Source organism: Nocardia sp. NPDC003183 (assembly GCF_053590715.1).
Map to the genome: position 1 here is coordinate 20,224 of NZ_JBSFTG010000004.1, position 25,589 is coordinate 45,812.

Annotated in this window: 27 protein-coding genes; 5 read left to right on the forward strand and 22 right to left on the reverse strand. The window is 63.0% G+C overall.

Features of this window, described 5'->3' with window-relative positions:
- Positions 1 to 58: 58 nt before the first annotated feature.
- On the forward strand, positions 59 to 1,894 hold the full coding sequence (locus ACWDXS_RS15995) for an acyl-CoA dehydrogenase (protein ID WP_378989528.1): 1,836 nt from the start codon (positions 59 to 61) through the stop codon (positions 1,892 to 1,894).
- Positions 1,895 to 2,298: 404 nt separating this feature from the next.
- Positions 2,299 to 3,012 (forward strand): helix-turn-helix domain-containing protein, encoded by a 714-nt coding sequence (locus ACWDXS_RS16000; RefSeq protein WP_378989147.1) that lies wholly within the window; start codon positions 2,299 to 2,301, stop codon positions 3,010 to 3,012.
- A 54-nt stretch (positions 3,013 to 3,066) separates the two neighbouring features.
- On the opposite strand, the gene ACWDXS_RS16005 is transcribed toward ACWDXS_RS16000, so the two are convergent.
- Complete coding sequence (locus ACWDXS_RS16005) at positions 3,067 to 3,330, reverse strand: hypothetical protein (RefSeq protein ID WP_194829395.1); 264 nt, start codon at positions 3,328 to 3,330, stop codon at positions 3,067 to 3,069.
- 275 nt (positions 3,331 to 3,605) lie between these two features.
- Positions 3,606 to 4,580, reverse strand: a complete 975-nt coding sequence (locus ACWDXS_RS16010; RefSeq protein ID WP_449966307.1) for a GlxA family transcriptional regulator — start codon at positions 4,578 to 4,580, stop codon at positions 3,606 to 3,608.
- A gap of 74 nt (positions 4,581 to 4,654) precedes the next feature.
- Here ACWDXS_RS16010 and ACWDXS_RS16015 point away from each other — a divergent pair, with 74 nt between their 5' ends.
- Positions 4,655 to 5,236: a cysteine hydrolase family protein gene (locus tag ACWDXS_RS16015; RefSeq protein ID WP_449966310.1), complete on the forward strand. Its 582-nt coding sequence runs from the start codon at positions 4,655 to 4,657 to the stop codon at positions 5,234 to 5,236.
- A gap of 120 nt (positions 5,237 to 5,356) precedes the next feature.
- On the opposite strand, the gene ACWDXS_RS16020 is transcribed toward ACWDXS_RS16015, so the two are convergent.
- The 20 genes from ACWDXS_RS16020 to ACWDXS_RS16115 all read right to left on the reverse strand — a co-directional run bounded on the left by ACWDXS_RS16020 (position 5,357) and on the right by ACWDXS_RS16115 (position 24,166).
- The gene (locus ACWDXS_RS16020) at positions 5,357 to 5,746 is read right to left on the reverse strand and encodes a hypothetical protein (protein ID WP_449966313.1); all 390 of its coding nucleotides are present in this window, start codon (positions 5,744 to 5,746) and stop codon (positions 5,357 to 5,359) included.
- 116 nt (positions 5,747 to 5,862) lie between these two features.
- Positions 5,863 to 7,059: a hypothetical protein gene (locus ACWDXS_RS16025; protein WP_449966316.1), complete on the reverse strand. Its 1,197-nt coding sequence runs from the start codon at positions 7,057 to 7,059 to the stop codon at positions 5,863 to 5,865.
- Positions 7,060 to 7,072: 13 nt separating this feature from the next.
- The gene (locus ACWDXS_RS16030; RefSeq protein WP_378989152.1) at positions 7,073 to 7,435 is read right to left on the reverse strand and encodes a phage tail fiber protein; all 363 of its coding nucleotides are present in this window, start codon (positions 7,433 to 7,435) and stop codon (positions 7,073 to 7,075) included.
- Between the two features lie 86 nt (positions 7,436 to 7,521).
- A complete protein-coding gene (locus ACWDXS_RS16035) occupies positions 7,522 to 7,857 on the reverse strand; it encodes an LtfC-like domain-containing protein (protein ID WP_364714266.1) in 336 nt (111 codons plus the stop codon).
- On the reverse strand, positions 7,854 to 8,129 hold the full coding sequence (locus tag ACWDXS_RS16040) for a hypothetical protein (RefSeq protein ID WP_378989153.1): 276 nt from the start codon (positions 8,127 to 8,129) through the stop codon (positions 7,854 to 7,856). The genes ACWDXS_RS16035 and ACWDXS_RS16040 overlap by 4 nt, the downstream gene beginning before the upstream one ends.
- 15 nt (positions 8,130 to 8,144) lie before the next feature.
- Positions 8,145 to 8,744 (reverse strand): hypothetical protein, encoded by a 600-nt coding sequence (locus ACWDXS_RS16045; RefSeq protein WP_378989154.1) that lies wholly within the window; start codon positions 8,742 to 8,744, stop codon positions 8,145 to 8,147.
- A complete protein-coding gene (locus tag ACWDXS_RS16050; protein ID WP_449966323.1) occupies positions 8,744 to 9,994 on the reverse strand; it encodes a glycine-rich domain-containing protein in 1,251 nt (416 codons plus the stop codon). The genes ACWDXS_RS16045 and ACWDXS_RS16050 overlap by 1 nt, the downstream gene beginning before the upstream one ends.
- Positions 9,981 to 10,388 (reverse strand): phage gene 29 protein family protein, encoded by a 408-nt coding sequence (locus ACWDXS_RS16055; protein ID WP_378989156.1) that lies wholly within the window; start codon positions 10,386 to 10,388, stop codon positions 9,981 to 9,983. Before ACWDXS_RS16055 ends, ACWDXS_RS16050 begins: the two co-directional genes overlap by 14 nt.
- A 14-nt stretch (positions 10,389 to 10,402) precedes the next feature.
- A complete protein-coding gene (locus ACWDXS_RS16060; protein ID WP_449966326.1) occupies positions 10,403 to 12,067 on the reverse strand; it encodes a Gp37-like protein in 1,665 nt (554 codons plus the stop codon).
- Between the two features lie 5 nt (positions 12,068 to 12,072).
- Positions 12,073 to 12,969 (reverse strand): phage tail protein, encoded by an 897-nt coding sequence (locus tag ACWDXS_RS16065; protein WP_449966329.1) that lies wholly within the window; start codon positions 12,967 to 12,969, stop codon positions 12,073 to 12,075.
- Positions 12,970 to 13,019: 50 nt separating this feature from the next.
- On the reverse strand, positions 13,020 to 13,409 hold the full coding sequence (locus ACWDXS_RS16070) for a hypothetical protein (RefSeq protein WP_378989158.1): 390 nt from the start codon (positions 13,407 to 13,409) through the stop codon (positions 13,020 to 13,022).
- Positions 13,410 to 13,443: 34 nt separating this feature from the next.
- On the reverse strand, positions 13,444 to 15,135 hold the full coding sequence (locus ACWDXS_RS16075) for a hypothetical protein (protein WP_449966332.1): 1,692 nt from the start codon (positions 15,133 to 15,135) through the stop codon (positions 13,444 to 13,446).
- A gap of 196 nt (positions 15,136 to 15,331) precedes the next feature.
- A complete protein-coding gene (locus tag ACWDXS_RS16080) occupies positions 15,332 to 15,787 on the reverse strand; it encodes a hypothetical protein (protein ID WP_378989160.1) in 456 nt (151 codons plus the stop codon).
- A 128-nt stretch (positions 15,788 to 15,915) separates the two neighbouring features.
- Positions 15,916 to 16,446: a hypothetical protein gene (locus ACWDXS_RS16085; RefSeq protein WP_378989161.1), complete on the reverse strand. Its 531-nt coding sequence runs from the start codon at positions 16,444 to 16,446 to the stop codon at positions 15,916 to 15,918.
- 29 nt (positions 16,447 to 16,475) lie between these two features.
- The gene (locus ACWDXS_RS16090; RefSeq protein WP_378989162.1) at positions 16,476 to 16,961 is read right to left on the reverse strand and encodes a hypothetical protein; all 486 of its coding nucleotides are present in this window, start codon (positions 16,959 to 16,961) and stop codon (positions 16,476 to 16,478) included.
- 66 nt (positions 16,962 to 17,027) lie between these two features.
- A complete protein-coding gene (locus ACWDXS_RS16095; protein ID WP_449966337.1) occupies positions 17,028 to 17,339 on the reverse strand; it encodes a hypothetical protein in 312 nt (103 codons plus the stop codon).
- A 51-nt stretch (positions 17,340 to 17,390) separates the two neighbouring features.
- A complete protein-coding gene (locus tag ACWDXS_RS16100; RefSeq protein ID WP_449966340.1) occupies positions 17,391 to 18,809 on the reverse strand; it encodes a hypothetical protein in 1,419 nt (472 codons plus the stop codon).
- A 31-nt stretch (positions 18,810 to 18,840) separates the two neighbouring features.
- A complete protein-coding gene (locus ACWDXS_RS16105; protein WP_449966342.1) occupies positions 18,841 to 20,481 on the reverse strand; it encodes a hypothetical protein in 1,641 nt (546 codons plus the stop codon).
- Complete coding sequence (locus ACWDXS_RS16110) at positions 20,468 to 21,940, reverse strand: hypothetical protein (protein WP_449966345.1); 1,473 nt, start codon at positions 21,938 to 21,940, stop codon at positions 20,468 to 20,470. The genes ACWDXS_RS16105 and ACWDXS_RS16110 overlap by 14 nt, the downstream gene beginning before the upstream one ends.
- Positions 21,941 to 22,018: 78 nt before the next feature.
- Positions 22,019 to 24,166, reverse strand: coding sequence for a hypothetical protein (locus ACWDXS_RS16115; RefSeq protein WP_449966348.1), 2,148 nt, complete (start codon positions 24,164 to 24,166; stop codon positions 22,019 to 22,021).
- 608 nt (positions 24,167 to 24,774) lie between these two features.
- Between ACWDXS_RS16115 and ACWDXS_RS16120 the strand changes: the two genes are divergently transcribed.
- Together ACWDXS_RS16120 and ACWDXS_RS16125 are read left to right on the forward strand one after the other, a co-directional pair.
- A complete protein-coding gene (locus ACWDXS_RS16120) occupies positions 24,775 to 25,212 on the forward strand; it encodes a transposase (RefSeq protein ID WP_449966351.1) in 438 nt (145 codons plus the stop codon).
- Between the two features lie 43 nt (positions 25,213 to 25,255).
- A complete protein-coding gene (locus tag ACWDXS_RS16125) occupies positions 25,256 to 25,495 on the forward strand; it encodes a transposase (protein ID WP_378989529.1) in 240 nt (79 codons plus the stop codon).
- Positions 25,496 to 25,589: the final 94 nt, after the last annotated feature.

The window sequence follows — 25,589 nt, forward strand, 5'->3', positions numbered from 1 at the left end:
CGGGCGGGAACGGCACACCACCGACCGCACCAGAACTCAATGGAGAGTGAGTACTCACATGGGCCACTACAAGGCAAACGTTCGCGACCTCGAGTTCAACCTCTTCGAGGTCCTCGGCATCGACAAGGTGCTCGACGCAGGCGCCTTCGGCGACCTGGACACCGACACCGTCAAGGAAATGCTCTCCGAGGTCCGCCGCCTGGCCGAGGGCCCGCTGGCCGAGTCCTTCGCCGACGCCGACCGCAACCCGCCCGTGTTCGACCCGAACACCCATACCGTCGCCATCCCCGAGTCCTTCAAGAAGTCCTACAAGGCGCTCGAAGACGGCGAGTGGGCCAAGGTCCCGCTGAACGAGGAGCTCGGCGGCCTCGGCGCCCCGTCCGCCGTCGCGTGGGCCCTGTCGGAGATGGTGCTCGGCGCCAACCCGCCCATCCAGATGTACGCCGCGGGCGCGGGCTTCGCGCAGGTGTTCTTCAACAACGGCACCGAAGAGCAGAAGAAGTGGGCGGCCAAGATCGCCGACCGCAACTGGGGCGCCACCATGGTGCTGACCGAGCCCGACGCCGGTTCCGACGTCGGCGCCGGCCGCGCCAAGGCGATCAAGCAGGAAGACGGCACCTGGCACATCGAGGGTGTCAAGCGCTTCATCACCTCGGGTGATTCCGACGACATGTTCGAGAACATCATGCACCTGGTGCTGGCTCGCCCCGAGGGCGCCGGACCGGGCACCAAGGGCCTGTCGCTGTTCTACGTGCCCAAGACCCACTTCGACTTCGAGACCGAGACCTACGGCGACCGCAACGGCGTCTTCGTCACCAACGTCGAGCACAAGATGGGCATCAAGGCCTCGGCCACCTGTGAGGTCACCTTCGGCGGCCACGGCGTGCCCGCCAAGGGCTGGCTGGTCGGCGAGGTGCACAACGGCATCGCGCAGATGTTCGACGTCATCGAGAACGCTCGCATGATGGTGGGCACCAAGGCCATCGCGACCCTGTCGACCGGTTACCTGAACGCGCTGGAGTACGCCAAGACCCGCGTCCAGGGTGCCGACCTGACCCAGATGACCGACAAGGCCGCGCCCCGCGTGACCATCACCCATCACCCGGACGTGCGTCGGTCGCTGGCCACCCAGAAGGCATACGCCGAGGGCCTGCGCGCGATCTACCTCTACACCGCCGCGCACCAGAACCCGGAAATCGCCGAGGTCGTCTCGGGTGCCGACAAGGACGTCGCGTTCCGCGTGAACGACCTGCTGCTCCCGATCGTCAAGGGCGTCGGCTCCGAGCGCGCCTACCAGTACCTGACCGATTCGCTGCAGACCTTCGGTGGCTCGGGCTTCCTGCAGGACTACCCGATCGAGCAGTACATCCGCGACGCGAAGATCGACTCGCTCTACGAGGGCACCACCGCCATCCAGGCGCAGGACTTCTTCTTCCGCAAGATCGCGCGTGACCGCGGTGTGGCCCTGGCCCACGTGGCGGGCCAGATCCAGAAGTTCCTGGAGTCCGACTCGGCCAACGAGCGTCTCAAGGGCGAGCGCAAGCTGCTCGCCACCGCGCTCGAGGACGTGCAGACCATGGCCGCCACCCTGACCGGCCACCTGATGGGCGCGCAGGAGCAGCCGACCGAGCTGTACAAGGTCGGCCTGGGTTCGGTGCGGTTCCTGATGTCGGTCGGCGACCTGTTCATCGGCTGGATGCTGCTGAACCAGGCCGAGATCGCGCTGGCCGCCCTCGACAACGGCGCCACCGGCTCCGACGTCGCCTTCTACACCGGCAAGGTCGCCTCGGCGCAGTTCTTCGCCCGCAACGTCCTGCCCGAGCTGACCGCCACCCGCGCGATCCTCGCCAACCTGGACAACGACATCATGGAACTGGACGAGGCCGCCTTCTGAGGTTTCTCACCTGATCCACGCAAAAACGGGCCGGAGCATTCAGCTCCGGCCCGTTTTGTCTCCCTCACGGGACGGTGGTGTCGCGCGATTCTAAGCGGAGCCGCTACCGAGTGCCGCGAGCGTCGTGAGGAAGTACATCAGGCCATCCATGAAAAATCTCCTTCGAAGTGGGTCGGCCATTCCTATCACGGGCTGGTTACGTACAACCTTGACGAGATGAACGCCGAGCGAACATGCCCGCTCAATCCGCTTTCGACGCGGTGAGCACCCGGACACAGCGGGCGGACGCGCTCGGCGGTCGTGCCACCGAACAGCTTCTTCGGACGCCGGTTCACCGCCGTTCGGCGACCCACCCGGCGTACCCTGGGATCTACCGTCGGTCGGGGTGAGGCTCGGGGGTTGGGATGGCTGAAAGCACGGCGCTCAGTGTGTATTTGCGCGAACGACGGCTGGCCGCGGGACTCGCGCGGACCGAGCTCGCCCACCGCACACAGCTCGCACCACTCCTGATCAGCCAGATCGAATCCGGGACCCTCGTCCCGAATCCCGCCATGCTGCAACGACTTTTCGACGGACTGGACGTGCCACTCTGGTATCGCAAGCCCATCCTGGTTCTCGGATTACCTGCCGTCGAATCCGGCGCAGCCCCTACCGCTCCGTCGGCCGAAGACCTCGCCGACCTCGCCAGCCTCACCCACCCCGCCTGCCTCACGCGCTTCCCCACCATGGACATGCTCGCCGCGAACTCCGACTATCAGCGCCTCTTCCCCGGTCTCGGCGCCGGCGTGAACGTGCTCGAGTGGATGTTCCTCAACCCCGTGGCGAAGAAGGTCTACCTCGACTGGACCACCGAAGCCCAGCTCCTGGTCCACGCCTTCCGCATGCTCGCCCCCCTCGCCCCCACCCAGCGCGTCACCGCCATCACCGAATCGTGCGGTCAGTCCCCCGACTGGGATCCGATCTGGACCAGCGAGGTTCGCCCACAGGACATCGCGCGGCGCCACCTGCGCCTGCGCGAACGCAGCACCGGCCTGGAGCGCCGCATGATGCTGCGCATCTACGACCCCGCGTTCCCGAGCCGCCCCTGGTGGCTGTACCGCCTGATCCCGGTGCGGTGAAACAGAGCGAGGCCCCCATCGCCGCAGCGACAGGGGCCCGCGAATCCTCGGGAGTTACTCGGCAGCCTCGCCCGACCCGGACGTCAGCTGCTCCAGCAGCGCGGCGAGACCGTCGGCGGACCCGGTCTCGGCCTCTTCCTCGACAACGTCTTCGGCTTCCTCGCCCGACCCCGAGGTCAGCGAGGCCAGGATCGCGGCCAGCTGCTCCGACGACCCGGTGCTGGGTGCGGGCTCTTCCGCCGACGCCGTACCCGCACCGAGTACGGCGATGCTCGCCGCCGCAGCCATAGCCACACCGAAGACACGAATCTTGCTCATTGTGAACCCCTCGTTGTTCAGATTTGCCGCGGATTTCCGCCGCACAAGATGTCTAACAGCGAAGGAACCCCCGCCAGAAGACCGATGAAAGGGGGGCAAGACAAATCCTCAGGAGGCCAACAGGCCCGCCACCAGCTGAATCAAGTTCGTCAACCCCCACAACACCGGCGTAGCCGAGCCCGTCGACCATTCCTCCGCGATACCCGTTCCCATACTCGAAACCCCTTGTTACTCATATCCTCACCGGCAAACGTCCCGACAGAGATCATAGTGAGTCACCCGATACGAAATCGGCGACGGTACTCGTTGGGGGTCGTATCGAGCTGGCGACGGAAAGCGCGGGCGAGCGTGTCGATGGTGTTGAAACCGCAAGCGGCAGCGATCCGTTGGAGCGTTTCGTCGCTCGTCTCGAGCCGGTGGCGCGCCACTTCCACCCGCGCCGACTCGATATAGGCCGCGGGCGTCATCCCGAGTTCGGTGCGAAAGATGCGCGTGAGCTGACGTTCACTGACATGGACCTGCTCGGCGAGGTCGGTCACCGAGAGCGGTTTCGCGATATTGCGCGCGATGTAGTGCCGCAGATCCTCGATCCGGCGCGTGGTCGACACCGGCTCGAGCGACACACTGAACTGACTCTGCCCACTCGGCCGTTTCAGATACATCACCAGCTGGCGAGCAACCCGCAACGCCAATTCGTCCCCGAAATCGTCGGCCACCAAGGCCAGCGTGAGATCCAGGCACGCGGTGAGTCCCGCTCCGGTCCAGACATTTTCGTCGCGAATGTAGATCGGATCCGCATCGACGATGACCTCCGGATGCTCGGCGGCCAATTGCTGCGCGGTCGACCAATGCGTGGTCGCTCGCTTCCCGTCGAGCAGCCCCGCAGCCGCCAGAATATGCGCACCGACGCACACCGAAGCCACCCGCCGAGCACCCTCGGCCAACCGCGACACGGCCGCGACCACCCCCGGATCGACCACCGCGCTGACCCGCCGATGACTGTCCGTCTCCACCGCCCCCGGCACCACCACCGTGTCCACCCGCCCCAGCTCGGCGAACGTCACATCCGGCAGAATCCGCACTCCCGCCGAGGTGGTCACCGCCTCCATCGACTCGGCGGCCAGCACCACTCGATACCCCGTCGGTTCGTCCATCTCCCGCTGCAACAGCGAGAACACCTCCGGCGGCCCCGTGACGTCGAGCAGATCCACCCGATCGAACAACACGATCACCACGAGCCGCTCAGCCACCCACCACCTCCATGTCCGAATCTGCAGGTTACATGACATTGCCGACATATCGCGGCGTCCATACCGTGGATCCCATGACCTCCACGACCCTGCGCGCACTCAACGGCTTCGACGAAACCCCCGCCTCCCTGACCAACTCCACCCTCGTCCTGGTCGACTACCAGAACACCTACACCCAGGGCGTCATGGAACTGACCGGCTGGAAGCAAGCCCTCGACGCGGCCGCCGAACTCCTCACCGCGGCCAGGGCGGCGGGCACCCCCGTCATCCACGTCATCAACGACGGCGGCAAGGACACCCCCTACGACATCACCACCGACATCGGCCGAATCCATCCCCAACTGTCCCCAACCTCGAACGAACCCACCGTCGTCAAATCCGTCCCCAACGCCTTCGTGAACACCGACCTCGCCGAATTGGTCGACGCCGCAGGCAACACCAACCTCATCATCGCCGGCTTCATGACCCACATGTGCGTCACCTTCACCACCGAAGGCGCCTTCCTCCGAGGCAACACCCCCACCGTGGTCGCCAACGCCTGCGCCACCCGCCCCCTGGGCGACATCCCCGCAGCTCAACTCCACACCAGCGCCCTGGCCACCATCACCGACCTCTACGGCATCGTCGTCCCCACCCCCACCGACCTCAGCTCTTGATCCCGCCCGACTCCAGGTGCGGAAACGACGAAACGGCCCGCACCCCGGTAATGGGGTGCGGGCCGAGCACTGATTCCAGTGCACACCAGTTCCGTAGCGAAACTGGTCGATTCTGATCTGTCAGACGCGGTTGGGCGGGTAGCCGGTACCGGACTGGAACAGGTCACGATAGATCCAGAAGAACTCGGAGTCCTCCGCGAAAAACGCGGTGGCACCGGACATCCCGGATTCACTCACCTCGTCGCTCGGCGGCTCACCGGGGTGGCCGGCCGCTTGGTCGGGCAGAACACCGCGACGAATCAGATAGGTCTCCTCACCCGCCAGAGCGTTACTCGGAACCTCCCAGTACGTGCTGTAAACGACGATATCGGAAGTAGGTTCAGAGCCCGGCGGCCAGCCGACGACCACGCCACCGGCACGCCGCGCCCTAACCGGCCGAGCCTGCCGAGGCACCCGAATGGTCGTCCATTCAGGATTGGAATTCACCGCGATACGAACAAGTTTCGACATTGTTCGATTCCTTTCTATCGAATGAGAGCAGCCGGAATATCGCCGGCGCTGGCCGATCGGCGAAGTTCGTCTTCCGAAGCACCAGCAATGTGGCCGACAACCGAGAACTCTCGGCCTCAGGTGATCCGCACGTACGACGCCGAATTCACCTGCGCTGTCGGGTTGTACACATTCAAGAACTGATTGCCCATTGCCTGGACCCGGACCACATCGCCGGCCGCGATGGAACGGACCATCGAGACAGTCACGGTGGCCGACGTGCTGGCGGGAACGGGCGTCGCCGTACCTGTCGCGACAACGACTCCGTTGACTGTCAGCCGCAACGTGACATTGACCGTGACCGCTCCCGCCGCGGTGAAGACGATCGAGGCTGCCAGCGTCGCTGCGGCTTTCGCCGCCTGAGCGACGATGCCGTCGGTGTTGACCGTCGATCCGGGGTAGGTGCCGGTATCGGCTGCCCACCCGGCCACCGTCAACCAGTCATTGGCCATCTGCGTCCACGCCGGCGTCGATTTGGTCATCCCCGCGGGAGCGAAACTCGGCACCGTGACCATCGACAGCTGCCCGATACCGGTATGCGCCATGTCGACGCCCGCCTTCGCACTGGTCACCGCGACCAGCCCACCGGAACCCGTGGTGTCCACGGGCGCGCCCTGAGATACCGCGAGCTGCCCACCGCCGCCGAGCGCGATCGGCTGTCCCGTCGACACCGATAACCAGCCTTCTCCCGCAGTGTCGCCGGGCACGACCACAGCCCCGGCTGCCGCCGCCTCGACTCCCAGGCTGCCGCCGCCGGAGAACGCGAGATCGAACGGTTTGAGACCGGAGAACCGACCATCACTACCGAACAACGCTTCCGCGCTGCCGATCACGACCAGGTCTGTACCTGCGGTTCCTTCGGCTCGGAAGGCCAAGGGGAGGTGCGTGTTGAGCGACGCGCTGGAGCCACCGAGCCCGGTGAGACCCGCCCCGAGCAGAACCTTCCCCGATTTGACCACAACCTTGGCGACCAGTTTTCCCAGAGCGCCTGCGGCGCCGAGAGCCTCGGAACGAGGCGAGATGGCCGCGGTGGCCTGACCGAGCGCGGTCGGAGACAACGAAACCTGAGCTCGCACCTTGTCCAGATGTGCGGCGACGCCGCCATGTCCGACATACCCGGCGACAATGTACGGCTTGATGATCGGCACAACGGCGCGCAGAACGACCGTCGGCACCGCCGGTGACCTCGATGTGGTGACGGAGACACCGGGCAGTCCCACCGCGGCTGTGGACGGCGCCGGCAGGGTGGCCCGCGTCGGTTGTTGCGTAGCCATGCGGCGCCCTCCGTCAGCTCTGGGTGAAAGTGGGGGTGATCAGCAGCTGGCCCTGGGCGCCCAGAGTGGTGGAGCTGATCGCGACCTTGTCGATGAAGTCCGCGGGGCCACCGGCGAGGGTCTTCCACAGACCGACGTAGGTGTACGAGCCGGCCGGAAGGTCGATGGTGACCTGCGACCCGGTGACCACGCCACCGGTGCCGGAGGTCCAGGCCGACTGCTTGCGGGCGTAGGCGGGCGAACCGCCGCTCGCCTCGTTGGCGCCAGTGGTGCCGGGATCGGCGATGTGCACGCTGATGTAGACAGTGTTCGAGCCCGCGACGTTCTTGTAAGCGTCGGCGAGAGCCTGGCGAGTGGTAGCAACGGCGATAGCCATGACAGCTCCTAATTTCAGATATTCGAGGGTGAGTTTGCCGTTGAGATGACATTGCATCTCAACGTTTTTCAAGCGACGCGGATGCTCTATGTCCGAATGACCGAGCCCACGTACCACGCGTAAGTGGTCGCGGGCGTGGTCGGATAGGTCACGAGCATCGTGTACCGCGAATTCGCGGGAATCGCGTCGCAGATGGCGCTGGATACCGCCCAGGAGGCGGCGGTCGGGGTGACGGTCGCGGACCAAGCGGCCAGCGGAACACCGCTCGGTGCGGTCAACCCGATGGAAATGGTGGTGCCAGTGGGAAATACCGCACCGCCCGACGGCTGAATCGTCTGCACGAAGCTCGCGCCGGTGGTCAGGATGAGAGGTTCGACGGTGGGCTGATACCCCAGATAACCGGGGTCGACCGGTGATGTCATGGCATTTCCTTTGTTTCGTAGCCGGCCAGCCAGAGGGCGCCTTCGTGAGTCGCGTCAGGGTGGATATAGGAGCCGGGCAGTTTGGTCATCGTGACTGCCGAACCGTCAGGTCGCGCCGGCACGATGACCGCCTCGGCTGCCTGCTGACCGAACGCATTCTGCGTCCAGACGATCACGTGGTGATTTCCCACGAGAGGCTCTGAGAGTTGGTAGTGCCGTGCGGGTCCGGCGAAACCAGTGGCTTCGATGGAAGTTGCTGTTGCTGTGTTCATTTCGCACAATTCCGTTCAATAGGTGAAGAGATATTCGATGACGGTGACCAGTCCGGCCGCACCGACAGCGCCCGCCCCGCCACCTCCGGCGGGGAAGCCGCCGCTGCCGCCGGAGTTTCCACCGCCGCCGGACTGGCCCACCTGCCACAGGGGAGGATTGGTGGTACCGGCGGGCACCAATCCGGACGCACCACCGGTGGATCCGGATCCGGCACCGCCGCCGCCACCCGCCAGCAAGCTGACCGCGCCACCGGACACCGATTCACCACGTTGACCGCTCACGCCACCATTGCCGCCACGCTGGAAACCGAATCCCCCACCGGCACCGCCGCTGTTCGCACCGCTGCCGCCAACCGCAGCCAGCCAGGGGCCGAAGCTCGAGGTTCCTCCGTCGCCGCCGTTGCTGCCAGCGACCCCGACAACAACAGGCACCGGTTGGGTCAGGAGCGCGAGCGGGATCCGTCGGGAGGTTTGCGTCGCCTGTCCGCCACCGCCGCCTACTGTCGAGCTGCCCGCACCACCACCACCGCGCGCGATGACTTCGACAGCGAACAAGTTCATCGGCGGATACCAGGTTTCCGAGGCCGTGAAGACGCGGAGGTTGGCGACGAACATCAGCTCGTCCGCTCGATCAAGTACACGATCCCCGCGGCTCCGTTTCCGCCGCTACCGGCGCTGACGACGTTGCCACCGCCACCACCGCCACCGCCTGCGGGAAACGCACCCGGAGCACCCGAGTCAGCGCCGGTCACCGCGCCGCCACCGCCACCACCACCGGTCGAGACGACCGCCGACGGAGACTGCCCGGGATATCCCGCCGCGCCCCCAGGCGAGATCCCGCCCTGTCCCCCGGATTGGCCCAATCCGCCGGTGTAACCGGCACCACCTCCGCCGCCGCCCCCGCCGCCATGGAGATCGTGCGACGAGATCGAATTGCCGCCCCGGCCGGGACCGGGGTTGGGGTCGTCCACCCCGTTCGCGCCGCATTTCCCGCCATCGCCGCCGGGGATCATCCCGGTTCCGCCCCTGCCACCCGATCCGGCGCTGTGCCCGCGCTGGCAGAGGCCGCCGAGGCCGCCGCCTGCCGTCAGCCATGAACCGAATGATGTATTCGTGCCGTTCGAACCGTGCCAGCCGCCCGGCGGGCCGCCCACTCCGGCGACCCCAACGGTGATGGGGATCGGCAGGAAGTTGTTTTCGGCGTCGGAAGGAAGCAGCGATGCCGGGATGTTGTAGTGCACTTCACCACCGCCACCACCGCCACCACCGGCGCCTCGGTCTGGCCCGTTCAGGTCCCAACGTCCGCCACCACCACCGGCGCCGGCACCGATCAAGATGACGTCGAGAGAGAGGATTCCCTTTGTCGGCGTGTAATATTGGTCGGCGGTGATGACAGTGGCATTGCCCTGCAACAGGATTTGTTGAAATCGTGTCTGCAACTGGGTCATGGCAGGAAGAACATCATCCGGATTTCCCGAAATCGTGCCTGTGATCGGGCCCGTAATGCCTTTGGAAATCGAGTCCACGCCCGACAAGGCCTCCCTGGCCTTCGCATCGAGCTGGGTGGCCCAGTCGTTGAGGAACGCCAAGGGATGGATGCCGAGCACCTCGACCCCGGCCAGCGCCCGGCAGAGATTGGCCAGCATGCGGTCGATCGCCACGCCGACATACGAACCCAGTTGGGCATCGGCCTTGCGCACCACGCTCGAGACCGCGGCGTTGGTCATCGCCTGGAAGGTTTGCTGGCTGTAGTTGCTGATCTGGGTTTCATTGCCGCTGAACGCGATGTCACGGGAGTCGGTGAGTCCACCGAAGCTGCCGACGACTTGAGCCCCGTCTGGGACCTTCCGGTCAGGCGCGGTCATGCTCGGTCGCCTCCGCCTGGATGGATCGGGTGAGCAGATGGTTGAGGTCGCCGTGCTCACGCAACTGGCTGACCAGGTCGGCCCGCTCCTGCTGGGTCAACATCGCCACATCGGGCGCGGTGATCCGGGCTGGCTGCGGTGTCCCCTTCTCCACCCAGGTGCCCGCGGAGTTGAGCCAATGGTGGTGGCCCCGGATCGGCGGGTGGTATTCCTTGGTCTGCTCTTCGGGGTGATGCCGGAACCCCAAGTCCCACAGATGTTTCGACCACTGCTTGAGTACCATGGGATGAACGATCATCGGGGCGTTCTTCGGGCCGGGCAAACCGACGAAGGCCCAGGAAATGGCCTCTTCGGGATTGTTCGGATCACATTCGTGCTGCTGTGGAATTGACATGGGAATCGCCGTCTCTAGTCGAAGTTGATTTTCACGCCGAGGTCGTGCATGGTCGATTTGATTTCGTCGATCTTGCGCATCGACTTCACCAGCGGCTCTTCGACTTCCTGATTGGTGCCGATGGTGATTTGCCAGGCTGGGGTCTGGTCGCGGGCCCAGGCCAGTTCCAGCTGAGTGACCTGGTCGATGTAGATCTCGTCCGGGGGCATGCCATGGACGGTGGCCCCCACTCGGTCACCGAGGAAGAAGTGGCCGTGGCCCTGATCGCCGATGAAGTAGGGCTGACCGTCAGCGACGGTGAGTTCGTGCGAGTAGAACGACCTCGTCGCCCACAGCGCCGAGCTCAACGCGGTCAGCGAGTTCAAGCTGTAAGCGTCGTCCGCACCGTCCTGGAAATGCTCGTAGTAGTGCGACCAGCCGGCCTGCGCGGCGCGGATCGGATCCTTGTAGGAAACCCAGGCGAGCAACGTGTCCTTGAACCCGGGATACAGCCAGGTCTCGGCAAGTTGACCGCCGATCGCCGACCAGTCGCCCAGACCCGCTGTGGCGATCTGCAGCAAACCGCCCGCGAGCTGACCTGCCGAGGTGATGGCCTGCTTCACGCCGGCGTTCACCTGCTCCGGCGAATGCCCACCCGTGAGGATCTGTACATCGGTGAACGGCGTGATCGTGAACGACGACGTCTGCACACCCGTGTTCCGGTCAGGTCGGAAGATCACCCATGGCGCCTTCGACAACGTTCCCAACCAGCCCGGCTGCTGGTACTCCTCGGCATTGGGATCGGGCAGGACATTCCGCGTCGTGCCGAGGTAATCCTCGGTGTACACCTGAGCGGTGTAGACCAGCCCGTCCAGAACGCTGCCGCCCTCGCTCGTGCCAGTGGTGAATCCACTCTTGTCGACAATGTCGACCACCAGCGCGCCGTTGCGCAGATTCGCCCCCGGCCACGGTGGCGGATCGCCGACCAGCCACCGCCGGGTGGTGACCATCAACTGCGCGGTGGCCAGGGTGTCCTTCGCCAGGTCGTGGAACATCTTGAACCGGGAGTTGAGCAACGTCCACACCGACGAATCCGTCAGCAGATCATGGGGTTTCACCACAATCGACCAGTTGGACATGTCCAGGTTGAACCACTCGGATGCATCGAGCGGGTTGTCCGGCAGCGCCCACAATGAGGTTTCCAGCCGCAGCACGTTCAAGAACAGGGCGAGCTTCAACGAGGAGGCCGATGGCCCAGCCAGAATGAAGTGCTGCGGAATCTGCAGGGCGGCAGGGAGCAGCGGGTTAGCCCAGACGCAGATGTGCTTGAGCTCCTCATAGGAGTGCAGAAACGACATCTCGACCGTGGTGACGCCGTATTCGTCTTGTTTGACAACGGCTTTCGACAGACGGCCGTCCCAGCGCGCGCCATCCTTGTCAACGGTGATGTGGATGTTCTGGGTGGTCCGCGTGCGCGAGATCGCCCACTGCGAAAGATGATGCTCGTAGGGCAGCACGATGACGCCGGTCCCGGATTCATTCAGCATCCAGGTGAAATTGGCGCTGATCTCGCCCGCGCAGGTTCCGCGCAGCTGCCAGTCGCCATCCCAGAACCGAATGAGCGGCGGTTTGGTTCGTAACACCTCACGCTGCGCCTTGTCTTTCAGCGCGTTCTTGTAGATAACAGGCAGGTCGTTCACCGTTGTCATTGCAGCCCCCAGGGCCGCGACCAGCTGCGCGGTTGCACGGCCATGACCGAGGCGCCCGCTGGCGCGCCGGTCACCTTCACCGGCACAACGGTTGCCGGCGTGTAGGGCGGGATCATGTACTCGAATCCACGGCCACCCATGAGCGCCCACATCTGCGATCGGTCGGCCGCGACGAGAGTTTCACGCGCCGGGTCGGTGTCGACGACCAGATCCTGACCCACGACCGTGTTCGGTAGCACCACAACACGGTCCGCGTCCTCTTCGGCGCGGTTGTGGTAGTTGTTGCCGAAGGAGAAGTCGGGCAAGGTCCAGCGTCCCGGCGCCGAGCACACCCATTGCAGGTACATCGGCTGATCGGTCGGATTGGCGACGGTCACCGTGCCGGATTGTGTGGTGCCGTTGGTCGTGCTGATGGTCGAGACCCAGGTGCTCGTCGCGGGTTCTTCCACCCACCACGGCAAGCCGGCGGTGCAGGTCATGGTGACCTGACCCCACAGGTTCAGGTGCGGGTCCTTGTTCGGTTTGAAGTCGGGTTGCTGCGACATCCGCAGCGCGAGCGAGCGCGAGCCGTAGTCGGTGGTCACCGTCATGATCGAATCCGCGTCGTAGGCCCAGGCTTTGCGCCAGGCGCTGTCCACGGATTCCCAAGAGCGACCGGTGATTTCGAAGATATTGACGCCGAAGACGACTTCGCGTCGGTTGGTGCTGTACCCGCCGTAGGTCGCGCCGTTCTGGAACGCGGTCTGGTTCCAGATCGTCGTGACCGGCGCGTCGTAGAGGCCGCTCGGCGCGGTCCCGAGGTCGACGCCTTCCCGGCCGCGGCCTTGTCCACTGATCGTCCACGTCGAACCATCGACGCCGGTGATCGTTATCAGCGCAGGACTAGTCCCCACTGGTTCACCTCAACTCTTTCCCTTGTGCTGCAATGAATGTGGTTGCGCCGTCAGCTGACGTAGACGGCCGCGATGATGCCCGCGCCGATCGCGAGTCCGGTACCGTTCTGGTGCACTTGCACGTCGATCACGTCATCGGCCTGGAGCACCGGCGCGACCGTGATCGGCACGGTCAACGGCATCTCGGCGGCCAGGTTGGTGCCGGCGGTGAGCGTGATCGAGGCGAAGCTCTGCTGCACGACTCCCGACCGCAAGTGCCGAACTGTGAAGGTGGCGTTGTTGGTCGCCGCGCCCGTCACAGTGACGAATCCGGCTGGTGCAACGAGAGTTACGTCGGTGACGGTGTCGCCGCTATAGAAGGCCGACCTGTACACCCCGGCGACGCCGATCACGTCGGCACCGCCGGCGGCCTGCGCGGGCAGGATTGCCGAATAGATCATGTGTTTTCCGTTCTCTGTTGTCGCGACATCGCTGCTACGCCCACGACGCGGCGACTTCGCGTTGTGCAGCCAGCGTTTTCGCGCGAACATGCGCGCTGTCGATGTGATTGGTCGTGAGGTTGACCGTGGTCGAGTGATCGAAATGATGCCGGTTGACCACGTGCGGCAGCGCCCGTGACGGGACCGTGAAGGCGTCGTGCCGTACCGCGATCACCTGCGCGTCCCGACCACCGATAGTGAGCGAGTCGCTATTGATCGCTTCCAGCAAGGCGATATGCCGACTGGTGGACGCGGCATTCACCACGAACTCACCGTTGGACGCCATAATCGGCACCTGGTCATCGCGCGGACCACCCGGACCACGCACGACGCCACCGGTGGCCATATGCGCCACAGCCCATTCGACCATCGCGTCACCGATGAACCCGTATCCGATGCTGCCCCCGCCGAGCCAGTCCGGCAGCGGAATATTGAGGCGCTTGAGCACCGACCCGATCGCATTCACCACGACCGCGACATAGTGGATCACCGTCTTGAACACGCCTTCGACCCCCGAGCCCAAGCCGCTGAACGAGTCCGAGATACCCTTCGTCACGTTGCTCAGCCCCGCGGTCGCCGAGGCGAAGACATTCTGGAAGAACGCGCCCACCGGTTCGAGCGTGTTCTTACGCACGGCCTCGAAGACTTTCTGCACCGTGTCCCAATTGGCGATAATCAACGTCACAACGCCGATCAGCGCCGTAATCCCCATCGCGATCATGCCCAACGGGGACTTCATCATCGAAGCGTTGATCTTGCCATGGGCGCCGATCCACGACTTGGCGGCACCTTGCACATTCTTCTGCGCGGTCGACGAATTCTTCATCGCCTTGGTGAGATTCGTGAGCCCCTTTGGCGCCTTCGCCCATCCCCCAACCATTTTCGCGTGAGCGGTGGCATGATCCCGGAGTGCCTTGATGCTCTCTTTGAGAGCCGATTCCTTGCCTCTGAGCGCTTTTGTTCTAGCCTTGACCTCGGCTACAAGACTCTTTCCACCGTCCATCGCATGACGATTGGCGGCACCCAAATTTCTTCCGCCCAGTTTTGCGATAGTGCCTGCGTGCCTCTTTGCCAGCTCACGCTGCGCGGCATAGTACGACGGGAGTGGCTTGCCATTTCCAGCACGATGATCGCGCATTTCCTTGCCGATGGCCAGGGCTAGCCTGGTCTCAGCCTCACTCACCTGCTCAACAGTGAATCTTCCTGGATACTTTGTTTCCATGGATCTGAGCTTGGCGAGTACCTTCTTATCTACCTTCGAAAGGTCGGAAACATGCCAATGGACTTGGCGCCCTCGCCGAACCGACCACGCGTCCTTTACCAACTGGCCGCGCGCACCCAACGTCCTACCTGGGCCGACAGCACCGTACTTGGTTTCTCGAACTTTGCTATCGCTGCCGACGTCGTAGTACCTCTGCCCAGCGCCGGTTCGGACACCCTGCTCTACCGTCCAGCCCTTATCGTGAGTCCATCCACGAGTAATGGCCAGTCCATCTCGAAAATCGTCACCGTAGACCGCAGCATGGCGAAACGATAGATTTTTGCGCAGCCAGGACTTTCTATCCTTATGGACCCCCTCTGACGGATCGGGCTTCTTGAGATATTCCTGATACTTTGCTTCCTGGTTCGCCGATAGTTCATGATCATCTACCGGATCTTCGTCCAGCCATTCCTTACCGTCACTCATATACATGTACTCCACTTCACGATCCGGCGGGCCGGAAGAATCTGTCTGCGCAACGAATTGGGCGCACATCGCGATGCCGAATCAGTAAAGGACCCGCAAATAGATAGGCCAACGACGCATGCGTCGTTGGCCTATCTATTTGCGGGTTCTACCCACACTAATATTCGGTTGATATGGCAGTGGCAGAAGCTACCGATCAGGAAGTATTTGGTTGGCCTTCAGCCACCCAACTCTCGTAATCCTTCACGCAGTTGCCATACACCCATGACCATTCATGAGCGGTTCGCGCTTGTACTGCCCCCAGCACGAGCGACCCTACATCAAGAAATGCAGGAGTAAATGGCTGATGAATTACCGGCTCGAAGCCCCGGCGGCAGAAAAAGACATCCGAGTCATCATCGATGATACGGACATTCATCCAGCGGCCTCCGAAACCGCTCCTAATGAAGGTCTCCCCAAGGAATCTTTGAAAACGGTCAGTGACTCCAGCATTATCGATTTCCAGCAACGGCTCAGCAGTGGAAAACCTGTCCGTCAACGCCCGCTCGGCATGGTCCAGCCCCGCTGCGGTAAACGGCTCAACAGGCATATCTGGCACATCCGCAGCAAAAAAGGTCTCGAGCGCTGCATCCATTTCCGCCAACCACTCCATCCACTCGGGGGCGCCTTGATCCTTCTCACGCTGCCGAAGCCTGGCCCTACTCACCTTGCGAACGCGACCCATGCCGGTCCCCTACCTGTCACATCCAGGAAAACGGCTATCAGTGGATAGCGCGCCGATCACGAAATGTTGGGACGGCCATTATCCACCCACTCCGCGTAGTCCTCCTCGGCATTTCTATAGACCCACGACCATTCATGACCAGTTCGGCGTTCCACTGCGGCCAACGCGAGCATCACTACCTCGAGGTAGGAATCGGTAAACGGTTCCCGGACAACGGGCTCGAAACCACGTCGATCGAAAAATACTCCCGTACCGCGACCGCTGGTGATACGGACATTCATCCACCGTCCTTCGAATCCACTCTTGATGAACGTCTCCCCGAGGTATCGATGAAAACGGTCGACCATCCCAGCGTTCTTGACGTCCAGCAATGAATCAGACGAGGAAAATCTGTGCAGCAAAGCCTGCTCGGCGTGGTCCAACCCGGCCGCAGTGAATGGCTCCACTGGCATATCCCGCACATCCACCGCGAAGAACGTCTCGAGCCCGGCATCCATGTCCGCCAACCAGGCCAACCACTCGGGGTTGTGCTGGTCCTTCTCCCGCTGCTCGAGCTCCGCTTTGGTCCACTTACGGAAGCCGCCCATGCCAGCTCCTCCTTCCTGGTGCGGTGCAGTTACTGCAACTGATGCTGACGCAAGAACTCGCCGACCTCCGCGTCCCGGCGCGTACCTTCGAGGAACGCGTCGAGAATCTCGTCACTGACCGGTTGGCCGTCTTGGTCATCGAGAACCAAGGCGTAGACACCGAAGCTCTGCGCCCGGCGCGCCGGGCGGTAAGGCACGAAAACATCGAAAGTGCCTTCACCATGCTGGAATTCGTATGCCTTGCCGATCAGGGCGGCGTACAGTTCACCATCACTGTTCGAGATGGTTCCGTCGTAGACGATGACGCCGCGTGCGGCTGACCTGACGACCATGAGGCCGCGTCCGTAGTCCAACGGAGACTGGTCGCCTCCCTGCGACAGATCGACCAGCGTCACCCGGGAATCGCTCGCGCCCAGATAGGCCAGGAACGGACCGGCCGTGCCTTCTGAAACCCACTGCACCGCCTGCGCGATCATCTCGCCGGCCAACTCAGCGGCACGCTGCATGTTCTCCACTGACACGACTCCCGAACTAGTTTGAAAGGGCCGACGGCCCAACGTACCCGAACCGCAGCGACTGACTCAGTGATCTCGAATGTACCGGGAGATCTCCTCGATATCGCTCTTGGAGCCGGCCACTCGACCTCCTTCATCGGGCCACCAGCTGAATCTGAGAATGCTCTTTCCGCGCTTCAGGTGAGTGCGGTTGTAATCGATACCCGCATCAGGACCATCGTATCCGTATACGACACGCCATCCGTCAGCAATGTAGTCGTCGAGAACCTCGCTATAACATTTCGTCGGAATATCCGACTCCGTAGGAAGTCGCCGAATTTGTTCCACGCTATCAAGATATGAAGCCTGCACCATGCTGTAGAGCGCCTTGAACTCCATATCAATCCTTAGTTCCAGCGTCGTCGAAAACCTGAGCTCGCACCCAGGATATCAACGCCGAACCGCGGCGTAGGTCAATGCCTTTCGGGCGGCCAGTGCGGTGTCGTGGGTATGCGCGTGACCGGACGTCGGCGCGCTGATGTTGACCGAGAGGGAGCGGTCGAGGCGATCGCCGCTCGGCGTGATCGGGCTGACAATCGCCAGTTGAGGGCGGTCGGCGAGGGCCAGTGCCCGGGCTTGGGCGCCTGCGGTCGCCGGCAATGAGCGCGCGGTGGCCGCGTAGCCGGACCCGGTGGTCGACCTGGATTCGTTGTTGATCGCCTCGAGCACACTGCGGTGCTTGGCGGTGGCAGCCGCGTTGACGACGAACTCGCCGTTGGACATCAGCACCGGGACCGCGTCCTCGCGCGGTCCGCCCGGTCCACGGACCAGACCACCATCGCGCATCTTGGTCGACCACTCGATCAGGGTGTCGCCGATCTTGGCCAGGCCGAGGCTGTTTCCGCCGACGACGGGAACCCAACTGGGAATGGTGAAGTCGAGCTTCTTCAGTACCTCGCCGACGGCTTTGAGTACGGTCGCGCACGCCTTCTTCAGGGCGTTGAAGACCTTGCCGACGATATCGCCAACCGAGTTGAACGCTCCCGAGACCACCTGCACGGTCTTCTTGAACGCCGGGACAACCGTTTGGCTCCATACCTTCTCGAAGAAGTTGATGACCGGTTTGAGCGCCTTCTCGAACGCCTTGACCAGTGCGTCTTTGAGCTTGTTCAGCCAGTTCATGATCTTGTCGATCCATGGCTTGAGGTCGTCGACGATCTTCATGATCATGCCGAGACCGCCCTCGCTCAGGGCCTTGTCCAGCTCGCCTTGCTGCTTCTCGTGCTCGCCGTGGTCCTTCGCGGCGTTCTTGTGCTCGCCGCTCGAGTGCTTGACCGCGGCCGCGAGTGGAGACATGCCGGTCGCGGCGGCCTTCGCCGAGTCGACCAGCTTCTTCGTCGCCGTGGTGTGGGGGGTCTCGAGGGCATCGCTGGCCTTTTGCGCGGCGTCGAGTTCCTGCTGCGCGGTCGCTATCGCCTTGGCATCGTCACCCTGGCCCTTCTCCGCAGGGCCGCCCTTGCCAGGGGGCTTCTTCTGTGCCCGCGGTCCGGCGGCTCCGGCTGGTTGTTTTCCGCCGGGCCGTTTGCCCCCCGGTGCCGGACGCGCGGCCCCCGGTTTCCCAACCGGCTGAGCGGGTTTGGCTGTCGACTTGGCCACGCCCCCGGGGGACTGCTGTTGACGTGCCCGCATACCCATCGGCGCCGCTGCGGCAAGCGCGGCGGCGCCGGCGACGCCACCAGCCGCCGCCACACCACCGTCGTCCTCGGCCGAGTCGTCGCCGTCGTCTTCGAGTTCATCTTCCCCGGGATCGAGATCGTCGAGTTCTTCTTCGTCCGCGTCGAGGTCGTCTTCGGGCCGGGATCGGTCCATCGTCTACTCCTTGGTCGTGCGTCGCCGCGACTTACCGCCGTCCAGCCGCGTAGGTGATATCTCGTTGCGCGGCCACGGCTTTCGAACGCAGGTAGGCGCCGTCGTGCTGCGTCGTCGTGAGGTTGATCGTGGTCGACCGATCGAATCGGTGCGTGGTCGCCACATCGGGCAGCGCTCGCGCCGGTTTGACGCGCGAAAGGCCCAGTGAGGCAACAACTTGCGCGTCTCGCCCGCCGACATTGAGAGTGTCTTTGTTGATCGATTCCAACTGTGGCCCGTAGCGAGCCGTCGCCGCGGCGTTGACCACGAACTCGCCGTTGGAAGCCAGCACCGGCACCCGGTCCTCGCGCGGACCACCTGGCCCCCGCACCACGCCGCCATCGGCCATCCGCGCCGACGCCGCCCACGACGTCATCGCCCCACCGAGCCCGGCCAGGCTGAGCGTCGCGCCACCGAGCCAACCGGGAAGACTGAACTCGATCTTGGCGACCACCGAGCCGATCACGGCGACGATGTCCGCCACCTGGTTGACCACCCCGGCGAACAGGCCACCGACCCCGCTCCCCAAGCTGCCGAGCGCGTCTTTCACCTCGTCGATCACCGTCGTGAACGGCGCGAGGCACGCGGCGAACACCTTCTTGAAGTAGTCGCCAACTGGTTCGAGCACGTTCTTCTTCACCGTGTCGAAGGCCTTCTTCACGGAGTCCCAATGCTCGATGAGCAGCCCGATCACGACAATCGCGACCTCGATCGCCGCGACGATCTTGCCGATCACCGATTTGCCGACGGCCTTGTTGAGCTTGCCCTGGGACTTGTCCCACTTGTTCGACGCGCCTTCGACATTCTTCTGGGCACCCGCTGAGTCTTTGTGCGCCTTGGCGAGATCGTCGAAACCCTTCGACGATTTGTCGACGTTCTCGGTCATCTTCTGGCTGGTCGCCGCGTGCGTGCCGAGGTTCTTGACGTCGCCGCGCAGCGCTGAGGTTCGATCCTTGAGCGCCTTGGTCTCATCGGTGATCGGTTTGGCGTCATTGGACTTGCCCGGCGACGCTTTATCCCTCGCCCCACCCGCCGTGTCCCTGACCTGCGAGACGGCGTCCGACAGATTCGCCGGATCAGCCATTCCGGCGAGATAGTCCTTGCCCTGGGAGAGGGCGGCGCTACCGAGCCCGCTCAGCGCGGCTTTCGGGTCGGCGACGGCTCGGCGCCAGTCAACTCCCGACGCCAGCGCGCCCATCGCCAGACCACCGGCCAGGCCGGCGCCGCCGCGCACCTTCGAGCCGAGCCCGCCCCGAGGTCTGCCCTGAGGCCTCGATGGCCTGCGCGGCTTGACCGACCGGATCGGCGGTGTAGCGGTTGGTCGCACACCTCTCGGCGGTTCGGCCGGAGCCGGGCGGTGCTCCTTCTCGTCTCGTGCTGGTGCGTCGTGTCTTTCGATGCTCGGCTGGCCGCCCCGTGGATGATCGGAGTGAGCCACATCGGCTTTCGACGACTCCCCCGAACCCTTCCCATCGGACTTGGCCGCGCCGCCTTTACCCTTGTCGCCGGCATCGAGTGGATCGCTCGCGGCCAGCGCCGCGCGCAATGCGGCGTCGAACTGCGCGTCGCCTTTACTGCTCATCGTTCTAACCACTCCCTGAGGTGTCTGAAAGGTTGGGCTAGCGCGACCCACCCGCGTAGGTGAGCGCGCGTTGCGCGTGCACGGCGCGCGACCGCGCGAAACTGGTGTCGGTCCCGCGGTTGAGCGCGATGGTGGTCGAATGGTCGATCGCGCGAACTGTCGCGCCGGTCCGCCGCACGCCGCGCAGTGGGGCGATATGCGGACTCTTGCTCAGCGCTGACCGGCCCGTATCGGTGCCGGCTACCCGCAGGTGATCACTGTCGACCGCGGCCATCACCGCCCGCTTCGGGCTGCCGGCGTCAACGACGATCTCATCGGTCGAGCCGGCCGGTGCCTTGGCACGACTCGCACCGACAAGACCACCGTCTGCCATACGCGCCTGCGCCCATTCGGACATGGCGTCGGCGATGCCGCCCACACCTGGGAACGCTCGGAACTTGCCGAGGAGATCGGCGACCTTGCCGACGACCACGGCGATGTAGTGAACCATCTTCTGGAACACCCCACCCACGGTCGAACACAACGCCTTGAACGCGCCGGAAACAGCCGTGCCGATGTGGGTGAACGGCTTCAGGACCTCGCCGAACTGGTCCTGGAAGAATCTACCGACCGGATCGAGCACCTTCTCCTTGACGACACTGAACGCCGCCTTGATCTCGTCCCAGTGCTCAACGATGAGCGTGATCGCGAGAATCGCGGCCCCCAGGGCGAGGGTGAACCAGCCGACCGGCGACGCGTTCCACACCAGGTTCAACGCGGTCTGCGCCACTGACCACAGCTTGGACGCGCCACCGATGATCTTCTGCACGGCAGACGCGGTGCGAATCGCGCCGGTCAGCTTCTTGAGGTTCTTGGCGACGCCGCCGACCTTGCCGACCATCTTCTTGCCGGCGCCCGTGTGGTTCTTGATGGCCGCGAGGTTGTCCTTGAACGCGCCGCCGAGGTTCTTGAGGGCGGTCGCCTCATCCTTGAGCCCTTTGGTGTCGACCTTGCCGCCCTTGGGTTTGCTTCCCTTTGGGCCTCCTGGTTTACCGGCCAGCGGAGCCTTGGCAGGTGGACGTTTCGCCAGGTCAACCGGCTTGCTCCTATTCGGCGGTGCCGCAGGCCTTTCCGGTCTCGCGGACGCCGGTATCTGGCTCTTTGCCGGCTGCTTCCGGTCGACACCGGGCGGCTTCGCGCCCGGACCACCTCCGCGTGGCGACTTCGGCGCAGCGCCACGCTCTCGCTTGCCGCTCTCACGCGGCTGAATCGGCTTCTTCGGCGGCCGAGCCGTGGGGCTTGTGCCCTTAGGGTGATCATCGACCTTGGGCGGATTCTTCTGCTGCCGAGCAGGTCTGGACGCGGAAGGCCGACGCGAAGGACTCCTGCTCTTACTCGGCTCCTTCGTATTGTCCGCCTTTTTCGGCCTCTGATCCGTTGAATCGTTGAGCCCGTCCAAAGAGACCGGATGGATCTCGATGTCGAAGCCGGCCAACGGGTCCGGAACACCCTCCGGTTTCGGATCACTCATCGTTTCCAACCTTCCGATCTCTTGTGAATTACCGACGTCTACTGTCAATACCGAGTCAGCCGAATAGCCATCACCCGGCTACACGCCAACCGGACTGAACCGCGCATCCTGCACGGCCTGCAACATTCGAATCTGCGCGAACGCCGCATCGACATCAGCGACCCGGACATCAAATGTGCGCGGACCAGGCCCGCTATCCGTGCGAGGCAACGCACCGTCGTGCAGGAACGGCGGCCGATACGCGTACCCGATCTTGCGTTCCTCAGCCTGGGCCGCACGCAAAACCGACCGATCGATCACGGCCATCACCTCGATACCGGATGCCCTACGCGGCGCGGGCCCACGTTGCCCACCCACCAAGCCGCCGTCGGCCATCCGCTCTGAAGCCCAAGCAACCATCACATCACCGACACTCTTCAACCCGAATGACCCGACGCCTGGGATCTTGACCTCGAGCCGCTGGAAAATCTGACCGATCGCCTTCACAATCCCCACGACCGTCGACCGCACCGTCCCAACCGCGGTACCGACAACCCCACCCATCCCATTGAACCCAGCCATCACCGCGTTGAAAGCCGCGCGGTACGGCGTCATATAAACCTTGAACGCCGTCATGAAGAACTCAGCCACCGGCGTCAAAACATTCTTCAACACCCAATCGAACGCGGCCCGAATCTGATCCCAATGCTCAACGATCAACTGAATAATCGGCACTGCAGCCGAAATAGCCGCAGCCACCGTACCCACCGGCGAAAACAACATCGCAATATTCAACAGCTCTTGCGCAAATGCCCAGTCATCGGAAATCTTATCGATAATCGCCTGCGCTCCGACCGAATCAACAACGTCAGAAACAAAACCGGACACGACCGAAACAGCGGCCCCGACCATTGTCACCAACTCGTTCAAACCACTCTGAACATAATTGGTAAACGACGTTGCCATCCGCGCCAATTCGCCAATACTTGCCTTCAATCCAGCGACGATCACATTGTCGACAGAGTCTTCAACTGAACCACTTACGTATATTTCAGAAAACGCCGTCAAAGAATCTGTCGACGGCTCGAATGACGTCCGTTCAGGAGGGGTAGCCACGGGTGCAGCGTTAGCTGGAGATGGGGCGACGAACGAAGCAGCCGCATGCAGAGCCACTGCCGCTCCAGCGACGCCAACGACGCCAACGACGGCCCCCGTACGCGAACGACCGCCACCACTACGAGGACGTCCTTTGGGCGCTGCATATATCGAGGCAGGTCGCTTGATCAGGGAAAGCCTCGTACCGATATTAAATCGTGACACGCTGGGCGTCGCCAATGTTCGATCGTCGTTATACCGCGCCTCCAGAAGCCTATATTCGAGAGGAACAGATTTCCCACCAACTAGCGCATCGTAGAGATGCTTAAACTCTCCATTATTCTTCGTTTTGAGGTTATGTAGAAGCTCTTGATCCCGACGAAGCTTGAAACGTAAGTAGATACGGGTACCTTGCCAGACCTTGTACCACCTTCCCCGGTCATCGTGAACATTGGCCCGTTGAAGTTGACTGGAGCCAGCTTTTGCTTCAATAACGACAAGTTTGTAGCCCGTAGCTGCGGTCCCAACGACGGCAACAACGTCCAAGGTCTCATTCCCGCGAGCGCCAGTGGCAACAATTGCGCCGCCACCAGCATCTTTTATCAGCTTCTCAAGATAGAGTTCCGCAATCCTCGTACCAACGAGATCGCCTCCCGTCGCCCTGGCATTTTTATCATCCCTGTTTTTAAGGAAAGAACGTCCATATTTTTTGACGGCTGCCACATTTGGACCATCATTCTCGTCAAGATCGAGGGTGTCGGCGATCCAATCTCGATCTTTACCTCTCCAGGAACGCTTCAACTCCTGGTTCTCGGGCGGAGTGCTGCCGTCTGCCCGGTGCGCCCTAATCAGCGCATCGCGAAGCGTATTTCTATAGCCTTTGTCATCAACCTTTCCATTTTCCTTCACGCCCTTCAGGGCATCCCATTTTATATTGAGCTCACCAGCTCTGGAAGCGAGGGCGTCTTGCCTCTCTTCGCTATTCGCGACACTTGCACGCCTGTCGTTCTTTTGAATCTGCTGGTTTAGCCGCTCCTCCTCCTCGGGATCGAGTTCAAATTCTTCCGGATCACCCTTGTTGGCCTTTCTGTCAACAGGTGTGATCTTATCGGCCTTTTTTGGCCTAGGAAAATCTTGTTTAGGATTATTCATGAATCGCCTCGTTACCGTCATTGCAGGCAGTCGAAGCCCGTGTCAACGACCCCTACGCATGACCTGTACAGGTTCCAGAACTGATCAGCTCGCAGCGTCGCATTCAAACCGACGAACTATTTGCGGATGCACTCGATACCTTGAGTCAGCAATTATTCGCGATTCAGGCACTGTCTCGCGGGAATGCGAGACAAGCAAATAGTTTACATACTGAATTACGGGCAATATTTGTCCAAATGCGGTGCGCTATGAATCACATTGCGCAATTCACCCAAATTGGGTGTGCGGTATAGGGACGTGCGTCTCACCCCGAAGGTGAAAGGCGCAATCTGAACGCCGGGCTGGCATAATCGCGCGCCTTTCTCGGCTCCCCACGGTAGGGATCCACCGCATAACCGATGCTTCGGCAATTACCGGCCCAACTGCGTGTCCAAGAGTCTCGGCAGATCAAATCTGCGAGCACAGCACACAACACCTAGAGGATGTCTCACGTCGTAGCCGGGTAGTCGCGGCCTGACTGTAATCGGCTGTGGTGCATGATGTTCGGTCGTGACTGACAAATTGTCGTTACGGTTGGTCCCGATGAGCTGTGGGACCTGGTCGAGCCGTTGTCACCGGCGTTCTCACCGCGCCGCCAGGGCGGCGGGACCGCACCGACTGACGAGCGGGCCGCGTTCACCGCAGTCGTGTACGTGCTGACCAGCGGATGTGCGTGGCGGATGCTGCCATCGCCGGTTCACGAAATGGACCGAAGCGGGCCTATGGCGACGACTACAGTGCGCCGTGCTCGACGAGCTCGGCAGTCAGGGGTTGCTCGACTGGTCGCGCGTCGTGGTCGACGGTGCGTCAGGTTCGAAGCAAAGGGAGGCCCGATAGCCGGGGCGAATCCGGTCGATAGAGGCAAGTCGGGCTCGAAACTGCACGTCCTATCCGACCGTTCGGGCATACCCATCACGGTCGCGGTATCGGCCGCGAACACCCCCGACGCCGAGGCCCTTCGACCGTTGGTACGCACAATCCCCGCGGCGTGGTCCACGCCGGCGTGAACCGGGAAAGTTGCACGCGGACAAGGCCTATGGCCACCGCAAGTTGCGGAGCTGGGTGCGTGATCGGAGAATCGGTGTCCGTATCGCCCGCAAAGGAATCGAGTCCGGCCAAAACCTTGGCCGAACCCGGTGGGTCATCGAACACACCATCGCCCGGCTCGGCGGTTATCACCGGCTCTCGATTCGCTACGACCGCAAGGACACTCACTACTGCGGGTTCCTTACGCTGGCAGCAACGCTGACCTGCTACAAGAATCTTGCCAAGGCACGGACCGCCACATGAAACACGCTCCTAATAGTCGTTAGCGGGGAATTCCCCAGCAGAGCGTAATCTCCCAGGAAGTTACTGGAATCGAGCGCGACGCCGACGAGAACCG

What these genes read in the sequence shown, in the direction of transcription:
- ACWDXS_RS15995 (WP_378989528.1), top strand. Translation starts at nt 59, where the DNA reads ATGGGCCACTACAAGGCAAACGTTCGCGACCTCGAGTTCAACCTCTTC.
- ACWDXS_RS16000 (WP_378989147.1), top strand. Translation starts at nt 2,299, where the DNA reads ATGGCTGAAAGCACGGCGCTCAGTGTGTATTTGCGCGAACGACGGCTG.
- ACWDXS_RS16005 (WP_194829395.1), bottom strand. Translation starts at nt 3,330, where the DNA reads ATGAGCAAGATTCGTGTCTTCGGTGTGGCTATGGCTGCGGCGGCGAGC.
- ACWDXS_RS16015 (WP_449966310.1), top strand. Translation starts at nt 4,655, where the DNA reads ATGACCTCCACGACCCTGCGCGCACTCAACGGCTTCGACGAAACCCCC.
- ACWDXS_RS16020 (WP_449966313.1), bottom strand. Translation starts at nt 5,746, where the DNA reads ATGTCGAAACTTGTTCGTATCGCGGTGAATTCCAATCCTGAATGGACG.
- ACWDXS_RS16025 (WP_449966316.1), bottom strand. Translation starts at nt 7,059, where the DNA reads ATGGCTACGCAACAACCGACGCGGGCCACCCTGCCGGCGCCGTCCACA.
- ACWDXS_RS16030 (WP_378989152.1), bottom strand. Translation starts at nt 7,435, where the DNA reads ATGGCTATCGCCGTTGCTACCACTCGCCAGGCTCTCGCCGACGCTTAC.
- ACWDXS_RS16035 (WP_364714266.1), bottom strand. Translation starts at nt 7,857, where the DNA reads ATGACATCACCGGTCGACCCCGGTTATCTGGGGTATCAGCCCACCGTC.
- ACWDXS_RS16040 (WP_378989153.1), bottom strand. Translation starts at nt 8,129, where the DNA reads ATGAACACAGCAACAGCAACTTCCATCGAAGCCACTGGTTTCGCCGGA.
- ACWDXS_RS16045 (WP_378989154.1), bottom strand. Translation starts at nt 8,744, where the DNA reads ATGTTCGTCGCCAACCTCCGCGTCTTCACGGCCTCGGAAACCTGGTAT.
- ACWDXS_RS16050 (WP_449966323.1), bottom strand. Translation starts at nt 9,994, where the DNA reads ATGACCGCGCCTGACCGGAAGGTCCCAGACGGGGCTCAAGTCGTCGGC.
- ACWDXS_RS16055 (WP_378989156.1), bottom strand. Translation starts at nt 10,388, where the DNA reads ATGTCAATTCCACAGCAGCACGAATGTGATCCGAACAATCCCGAAGAG.
- ACWDXS_RS16070 (WP_378989158.1), bottom strand. Translation starts at nt 13,409, where the DNA reads ATGATCTATTCGGCAATCCTGCCCGCGCAGGCCGCCGGCGGTGCCGAC.
- ACWDXS_RS16075 (WP_449966332.1), bottom strand. Translation starts at nt 15,135, where the DNA reads ATGAGTGACGGTAAGGAATGGCTGGACGAAGATCCGGTAGATGATCAT.
- ACWDXS_RS16080 (WP_378989160.1), bottom strand. Translation starts at nt 15,787, where the DNA reads ATGGAGTGGTTGGCGGAAATGGATGCAGCGCTCGAGACCTTTTTTGCT.
- ACWDXS_RS16085 (WP_378989161.1), bottom strand. Translation starts at nt 16,446, where the DNA reads ATGGGCGGCTTCCGTAAGTGGACCAAAGCGGAGCTCGAGCAGCGGGAG.
- ACWDXS_RS16095 (WP_449966337.1), bottom strand. Translation starts at nt 17,339, where the DNA reads ATGGAGTTCAAGGCGCTCTACAGCATGGTGCAGGCTTCATATCTTGAT.
- ACWDXS_RS16100 (WP_449966340.1), bottom strand. Translation starts at nt 18,809, where the DNA reads ATGGACCGATCCCGGCCCGAAGACGACCTCGACGCGGACGAAGAAGAA.
- ACWDXS_RS16110 (WP_449966345.1), bottom strand. Translation starts at nt 21,940, where the DNA reads ATGAGTGATCCGAAACCGGAGGGTGTTCCGGACCCGTTGGCCGGCTTC.
- ACWDXS_RS16115 (WP_449966348.1), bottom strand. Translation starts at nt 24,166, where the DNA reads ATGAATAATCCTAAACAAGATTTTCCTAGGCCAAAAAAGGCCGATAAG.